At 74.2% G+C, this 6780-nt stretch carries 7 protein-coding genes, 1 tRNA gene and 1 pseudogene; 6 read left to right on the top strand and 3 right to left on the bottom strand.

Annotated features, from left to right (window positions below; translation table 11 throughout):
• The 5 genes and pseudogenes from DZG00_RS10630 to DZG00_RS10610 all read left to right on the top strand — a co-directional run.
• Positions 1 to 252, top strand: a pseudogene (locus DZG00_RS10630) (asparaginase); the annotation flags it as partial.
• Positions 253 to 277: 25 nt separating this feature from the next.
• Positions 278 to 1168 carry a polysaccharide deacetylase family protein gene (locus tag DZG00_RS10625; RefSeq protein ID WP_119381678.1) on the top strand — a complete coding sequence of 297 codons (891 nt, stop codon included), beginning with the start codon at positions 278 to 280 and terminating at the stop codon, positions 1166 to 1168.
• Between the two features lie 32 nt (positions 1169 to 1200).
• On the top strand, positions 1201 to 2580 hold the full coding sequence (locus DZG00_RS10620; RefSeq protein ID WP_199688905.1) for an MFS transporter: 1380 nt from the start codon (positions 1201 to 1203) through the stop codon (positions 2578 to 2580).
• Complete coding sequence (locus tag DZG00_RS10615; protein ID WP_119381673.1) at positions 2577 to 3344, top strand: SDR family NAD(P)-dependent oxidoreductase; 768 nt, start codon at positions 2577 to 2579, stop codon at positions 3342 to 3344. Before DZG00_RS10620 ends, DZG00_RS10615 begins: the two co-directional genes overlap by 4 nt.
• Positions 3341 to 4108: an SDR family oxidoreductase gene (locus DZG00_RS10610; RefSeq protein WP_233548937.1), complete on the top strand. Its 768-nt coding sequence runs from the start codon at positions 3341 to 3343 to the stop codon at positions 4106 to 4108. The genes DZG00_RS10615 and DZG00_RS10610 overlap by 4 nt, the downstream gene beginning before the upstream one ends.
• 55 nt (positions 4109 to 4163) lie before the next feature.
• Here DZG00_RS10610 and DZG00_RS10605 read toward each other — a convergent pair whose 3' ends face one another.
• The 3 genes from DZG00_RS10605 to DZG00_RS10595 form a co-directional block, all read right to left on the bottom strand.
• The gene (locus DZG00_RS10605; RefSeq protein WP_119381674.1) at positions 4164 to 4931 is read right to left on the bottom strand and encodes a gamma-glutamyl-gamma-aminobutyrate hydrolase family protein; all 768 of its coding nucleotides are present in this window, start codon (positions 4929 to 4931) and stop codon (positions 4164 to 4166) included.
• A gap of 89 nt (positions 4932 to 5020) precedes the next feature.
• Complete coding sequence (locus DZG00_RS10600; RefSeq protein ID WP_119381675.1) at positions 5021 to 5713, bottom strand: pyridoxine/pyridoxamine 5'-phosphate oxidase; 693 nt, start codon at positions 5711 to 5713, stop codon at positions 5021 to 5023.
• Between the two features lie 459 nt (positions 5714 to 6172).
• Positions 6173 to 6244: transfer RNA gene (locus tag DZG00_RS10595), tRNA-Arg, on the bottom strand.
• 205 nt (positions 6245 to 6449) lie between these two features.
• Here DZG00_RS10595 and DZG00_RS10590 point away from each other — a divergent pair.
• The gene (locus tag DZG00_RS10590; protein WP_119381676.1) at positions 6450 to 6692 is read left to right on the top strand and encodes an antitoxin; all 243 of its coding nucleotides are present in this window, start codon (positions 6450 to 6452) and stop codon (positions 6690 to 6692) included.
• Positions 6693 to 6780 lie beyond the last annotated feature (88 nt).

The raw sequence follows: 6780 nt of genomic DNA, 5'->3' as shown, positions 1-6780 counted from the left end.
GCCGGCGTCCTCGTGGCCCTCGGCACGCGCGTGGCCCGGGGCCCGGTGGCCGCGATCTACGGCGACGGCGGCGCCATCGACGCCGTGCGCGCCGGCGCGGTGCCCGTCGGCGACCGATCGGTGGCCCAGGCCCGGATCCTCGTGGCCCTCCTGCTCGACCACCACCCCGTCGGCGAGGCCCGCGTCCTGCTGGCCGCCGCCGCGGATCCCACGACCACCATTCACACCCCGGCCGGCACCCTGCCGGCCTGACCCATCACCCGACGGAAGGACCCCCATGGCCAAGGACATCATCATCGCGTTCGGCATCGACGTCGACGCGGTGAGCGGCTGGCTCGGCTCGTACGGCGGCCAGGACTCCCCCGGCGACATCTCCCGCGGCCTGTTCGCGGGCGAGGTCGGCGTGCCGCGCCTCAACGCCCTGCTCGCCAAGCACGGCCTCCCCTCCACCTGGTTCTGGCCGGGCCACTCGATCGAGACCTTCCCGCGCGAGTTCGACCAGGTCGTCGCGGCCGGGCACGAGATCGGGGCGCACGGCTACAGCCACGAGAACCCCATCGAGATGTCGCGCCAGCAGGAGGCCGACGTGCTCGACCGCTCCATCGAGCTCATCGAGTCGCGCGCCGGCCGCCGGCCCACCGGCTACGTCGCCCCGTGGTGGGAGTTCTCCCGCGTGACCAACGAGCTCCTCATCGAGCGCGGGATCCGCTACGACCACTCCCTCATGCACCGCGACTTCGAGCCGTACTACGTGCGCGTCGGCGACACGTGGCAGGGCGTCGACTACACGAAGGACGCAGGCGACTGGATGCACCCGCTCGTGCGCGGAGAGGAGACCGACCTCGTCGAGATCCCCGCGTCGTGGTACCTCGACGACCTGCCTCCCATGATGTTCGTCAAGGGCAGCCCCAACAGCCACGGCTTCGTGAACCCCCGCCACCTCGAGGAGATGTGGCGCGACCAGTTCGACTGGGTGTACCGCGAGCAGGACTACGGCGTCTTCACCTTCACGATCCACCCCGACGTCTCGGGCCGCCCGCAGGTGCTCCTCATGCTCGAGCGGCTCATCGCCCACATCGACTCGCACGAGGGCGTCCGCTGGGCGACCTTCGACGAGATCGCCCGCGACTTCCAGGCCCGCTCCCCGCGCACCCCGCGCGTCCCCTGATCCGCGCCCCACGACCGCAGGAGACCACCCCCATGAGCACCGACACCTCCCGTCCCGGCGCCGCGTCCGCGAGCGCCACCGCATCCGCGAGCGCCCTGCCCGCCGGCCTCGAGAAGGTCAGCGTCCGACAGACCCGCCGCGTCACGGGCATCGCCTTCCTCGCGTGGACCATCGCGGTCTACGACTTCATCCTCTTCGGCACCCTGCTGCCCGACATCTCGCGCGACTTCGACTGGGACACGAGCGAGTCGCTGCTCGTCTCGACCCTGGTGAGCGTCGGCACGGCGGTCGTCGTGCTGCTCGTCGGGCCGATGGTCGACCGGCTCGGCCGGCGCATCGGCATGGTCGTGTCCGTCACGGGCACGGCGCTGTCGTCGGGCGCGACCGCGCTCAGCGCCGGGGCGGTCTCGCTGGTCGGGATCCGCAGCATCAGCGGGCTGGGCCTCGCGGAGCAGTCCATCAACGCCACCTACCTCAACGAGATCTACGAGCAGACGGAGGACGAGCGGATCCGCCGCAACAAGGGCTTCGTCTACGCGATGGTGCAGACGGGCTGGCCGCTCGGCGCGCTGCTCGCCGCCGCATTCGTCGGCCTGATCACGACGGCGTTCGGGCCGGGCAGCTGGCGCATCGCGTTCGGCCTCGCGACCGTGCCCGCGCTCGTGGTCGCGGCGATCTGCCTCACCCTCCGGGAGAGCCCGCAGTTCGTGGCGCAGCAGCGGATCCGTCGGCTGCGCGCCGCCGGGCTCGTCGACGAGGCGGCCGCGTTCGCCCGCGCCACCGGGCTCGACGTGCAGCGCTCCGCTCCCATCGCGCGCATCTTCCAGGGCAAGCACCTCCGCAGCACGATCGTGCTGAGCGTGGCGTGGCTGCTCAACTGGTTCGGGATCCAGACCTTCTCCGTGCTCGGCACCACGGTGCTCGAGTCGGGAAAGCACATCGACGCGTCCAACGCGCTGCTCTTGATCATCGCGTCGAACTGCGTGGGCGTGCTCGGCTACCTCGCGCACGGCTGGCTCGGCGACCGGCTCGGCCGCCGCAACGTGATCGTGGGCGGCTGGCTCGTGGCGGGGATCGCGTTCGCGGTCATGCTGCTCGGCCCGGACGACGCGGCGTTCGTGATGGGCGCCTACATGGTCGGGCTGTTCTTCCTGCTCGGGCCGTACGCGGCGATCCTGTTCTTCCAGGCCGGCTGCTTCGACAGCGACTGCCGGGCGACGGGATCCAGCTTCATCGGCGCGATGAGCCAGCCGGGCGCCATCATCGGCGGCTTCCTGCTCACGGGCCTCACGGCGAGCGCGATGTCGTTCGGCCAGGCGGCGCTGTGGGTGGGCGCCGGCGGGATCCTCGCCTCGGCCCTCGTGATGCTGCTCGCGAAGCCCACGGGCGAGACCCGCGAGGCGACGGCGTGAGCGGCGCAGCACCCGTCGCGCTCGTCACGGGCGGCGCCTCCGGCATCGGGCGGGCCACCGCGGTGCGGCTCGCCGCCCGCGGAGACCGCGTGGTCGTCGGCCGATACCCCGGCGATCCGCACGACGCGGGCGCGACCCTCGAGGCCGTGCGCGCGGTCGGCGGGACGGGCATCGCGGTGGACCTCGACGTGGCGTCCACCCGCTCGGTCGACGCGTTCGTGCGGGCGGCGCTCGAGGCGTACGGGCAGGTGGACCACGTGGTCGCGGCCGCCGGGATCCTCCGCCGCGCGCCGCTGGGCGCGATGACGGACGAGCGGTGGGACGAGGTGCTGGGCGTCGACCTCGGCGGCGTGATGCGCGTGATCCGCGCGGCCGAGCCGCTCCTCGGCCGCGGCTCGTCGATCGTGGCGGTGTCGTCCATCGCGGGCGGCGTGTACGGCTGGGGCGACCACGCGCACTACGCGACCGCGAAGGCCGGCGTCGTCGGGCTGGTGCGGAGCGCGGCCGTGGAGCTCGCGCCGCGCGGGATCCGGGCGAACACCGTGATCCCGGGCCTCATCGAGACCCCGCAGTCGCTCGACGCGGTCAACTCGCTCGGGGCCGACGGCCTGCGGCGCGCGGGCGACCGCATCCCCGCGGGACGCGTCGGCCGGCCCGACGAGGTCGCCTCGGTCATCGCGTTCCTCGCCTCCGACGACGCCGCCTACGTGACGGGCCAGGCCCTCACCGTGGACGGCGGCCTGACGATCGCGATGCAGGAGTGAGCGGCGACGCGTCGCCGCTCGTGCCGCGCAGCGACCGGCTGCGCGGGCGCACCGCGCTGGTCACGGGCGCGGCGAGCGGCATCGGGGCGGCCATCGCGCGCCACTTCGTGCTCGCGGGCGCCGACGTGGCGCTGCTCGACCTCGCGCCCGCCGTGCACGAGGAGGCCAGGCGGATCGGCGCGATCGGCGCCGTCACGGCCGACGTCTCGGACGAGGCGCAGGTCGCGGCCGCCGTCGCGGAGGCCGGCCGGATGCTCGGCCGGATCGACGTGCTGGTCAACTCGCACGGCATCCTCACCGAGGCGCCCGTGGCGGAGATGACGCTCGCGACCTGGCAGCGCACGATCGACGTCGACCTCACGAGCGTGTTCCTCCTGACGCGCGCCGTGCTGCCGGGGATGCTCGAGCGGCGCGACGGGCGGATCATCACGGTCGCGTCGCAGCTCGGCCAGAAGGGCGGCGTGGGGCTGGCGCACTACGCGGCCGCGAAGGCGGGGGTCATCGCGTTCACGAAGTCGCTCGCGCTCGAGGTGTCGGGCTCGAACGTGCTCGCGAACGTCATCGCGCCGGGTCCGATCGGGACGCCGCTCGTCGACGCCATCTCCGAGGACTGGAAGGACGCCAAGCGCCGGGAGCTCCCGCTCGGCCGCTTCGGCACGGTCGACGAGGTCGCGCCGACCGCGGTGCTGCTGGCCGCGGATCCCGACGGCAACCTCTTCGTCGGCCAGACGCTCGGGCCCAACAGCGGCGACGTGATGCCCTGACGCACGCCGCGGTGCGCGGTCATACGCGCTCCGGTCGCCGGGGGTCGGTGCCGGCTCAGGCGGCCGCGACCCGATCGGCCTCGACGGGCTCGCGCAGCGCGCAGGCCTCGGCGAGCGCGCCGAGCAGGGCGGGCAGCTGATCGCGCTCAGCCCCCGGGTCCTCCGGGTGCCACTGCACCCCGATGACGGGCGCGGACTCGTGCTCGACGGCCTCCGGCACGCCGTCGGGGGCTACGGCGACGACGCGGAGGCCGGTGCCCGGGCGGTCGACCGCCTGGTGGTGGGCGCTCCGCACGACGACCTCGGTGGATCCGAGGACCCGGGCGAGGCGGCTGCCCGCGGTGACGCGCACGTCGTGGTCGCGCATCACGGCCGTGATCTCCTCCGCGTCGTTGCGGTGCTCCCCCACGCCCTCGATGTGCTGCTGCAGGGTGCCGCCGAGCGCGACGTTGACGATCTGGGCGCCGCGGCAGATCCCGAGCAGCGGCGTGCCCTCGGCGACCGCGCGGCGGACGAGCGCGATCTGCCCGGCGTCGGCGACCTCGCGGTGCGTCGAGCGGCCCTCGTACTCCGCGGGCCCGCCGTAGAAGCGGGGCGCGACGTCCTCGCCGCCCATGATGACGACCGCGTCGGACTGCCGGGTGCGGGCCAGGAGCGACTCGACACCCTCGTCCTCCGCGGCGATGTTCTCGACCGACCAGCCCGCGGCGTCGGCGATCTCGGCGACGCGCGCGTTGAGGCCCTGCACCAGCGTGTTGTACGCGGCAGCCTCGGGACGGGAGCGGGTCACCTGCACGACGGCGAGGCGGAGGGGGGCGGGCATGGATCCAGTCTGCGGTCTCACCCGCGCCGCCGCACGCCGCGCGTCATGTTCCGCAACACGCGGCGGGCGCGGCGCGGGCGCCGCGCGCGTCAGGGCCAGACGAGCGTGTGCGACCAGGATCCGTCGGGGCCTGACCGGTACATGATCCGCAGCTGCCCGTGGTCCTCGGTGGCCTGCCAGAACTCGACGACCGTGGGCTGCAGCACGTAGGCGCGCCACGACTCGGCGACGAGACCGGGATCGGCGTCCACGGCCTCGCGGGCCCGGGCGACGCGCGCGTCCCGCTCGGCGGCGTCGGGCATCGGCTCGCTCTGGTCGCCCGCGATCACCTCGGCGCGCGACGACGGGTGCCGGGAGAGGAAGTCGCGCTCGCTCACCTCGCGGTCGCCGTGGAAGACGGGACCTGTCGCGCGGATCTGGCGCCCGCGCTCCCGCCAGTACGCGACGAGCGCCGCGCGCGGGTTCGCCTCGAGGTCGCGGCCCTTGGGGCTGTCGGCGAGGGAGGAGAACCACAGGGCGCCCGGCTCGTCGTCGACCGCGGGGGTCACGTCCTTGAGCAGCAGGGTGCGCGCGCTCGGGCGCCCCTCCGCGTCGGCGGTGGCGAGGACGACCGCGTTCGGCTCGGCGGCGTCATGGGCGACGGCGTCGCGGATCCACGCGATGACGAGGTCGATCGGGTCATCCGGCAGGTGCGCCGGGTCGAGCTCGGGGAAGTCGTGGGGCTTCGGCTTCGCGCCCTTCAGGAGGTCGCGGACCGGGGTGGAGTCGTCGTCGTCTGCCATGCGCCGAGCCTAGGCCGACCCGCTGCGGACGCCCGGGCGACGCGTGCGCGGGAGGACGACGGCTCCATCGCCCGCAGCGCGCGCGGGGCCGGATGACGCCCGATCCGAGGGCGCGCGTTCGCCACGGCGCGGGAATCGGATTGGTCTCCGTGCCACTGGAATTTTCCAGTACCGGCGGACGTGGTCGCGCCGCTCGTCGTTCGCTACGTTCTTCCTCAGGCCCGCTCCCCCAGTTGGGCCCAGCACCACGCGGCGGGAACCCGAGACCCGTCTCGGGCCCCGCCGCGTGTGTTCACCGCGTCCTCCGCACCGCCGATCACGAGCGTGCGTCGAGTCGATGCGATCGCCTTCGACGTGGGATCGGCGGGCGCGGCACGGATCGCACCCCGGACGCACGAGAGGCCGGCCCCGCTGGCGGGACCGGCCTCTCACCGCACCAACACGGGATATGGGAAGGTGTGCCCCCAGGAGGATTCGAACCTCCGCCCCTGCCTCCGGAGGGCAGTGCTCTATCCCCTGAGCTATGGGGGCCAGGGAGCGCGCGAGCGCGGATCCAGGGTAGCACCGGCGACGAGGCCCGCCGTGCCGCCGCCACCGACCCGGAGCGTCGTGCGCATTCCCCCTCCCGAGGAGACTCCCCGCTCCGGCACAGGCGCGGCACGCCAGGATGGTGCCAGGACGACCGCCGCGCCGCCCGGGCACGGCGGCCCACCCCATCCCTCCGAGGAGACCACCCGTGAAGCTGTCCCGCATCGCCGCCGCCGCCACCGGCTTCCTGCGCACGTCGAAGGGCCAGGACGTCGGCCGCACCGCCATCGATAGGGTGTCCGGCATCGCCGACAAGGCCACCGGCAGCAAGCACGCCGACAAGATCCAGAAGGCGCGCCAGGCCGCCGACGACCAGCTGCGCAAGCTCGGCCCCGACGGCGGCCGCGGCGGCCAGGGCCCCGTGCCGCCCGCGACACCGCCCCGCCGCTGAGCGCCGGCAGCCTCGAGCTCACGCTGGACGCGGCGTCCGACGCAGCGGTCCGGTCGTGGTGGCGCGCCCTCGCCGCCGGAGCTTCCGC

It is taken from the genome of Clavibacter lycopersici (assembly GCF_003576405.1).
Lineage (GTDB): Bacteria > Actinomycetota > Actinomycetes > Actinomycetales > Microbacteriaceae > Clavibacter > Clavibacter lycopersici.
The sequence above is the reverse complement of the archived record's forward strand: the minus strand, read 5'-3'. Positions and strand labels throughout refer to the sequence as shown.

Bases quoted from the DNA above. Each gene is read 5' to 3' on its own strand.
- DZG00_RS10625 (WP_119381678.1), top strand. From the start codon at position 278: ATGGCCAAGGACATCATCATCGCGTTCGGCATCGACGTCGACGCGGTG.
- DZG00_RS10605 (WP_119381674.1), bottom strand. From the start codon at position 4,931: ATGCCCGCCCCCCTCCGCCTCGCCGTCGTGCAGGTGACCCGCTCCCGT.
- DZG00_RS10600 (WP_119381675.1), bottom strand. From the start codon at position 5,713: ATGGCAGACGACGACGACTCCACCCCGGTCCGCGACCTCCTGAAGGGC.
- DZG00_RS10620 (WP_199688905.1), top strand. From the start codon at position 1,201: ATGAGCACCGACACCTCCCGTCCCGGCGCCGCGTCCGCGAGCGCCACC.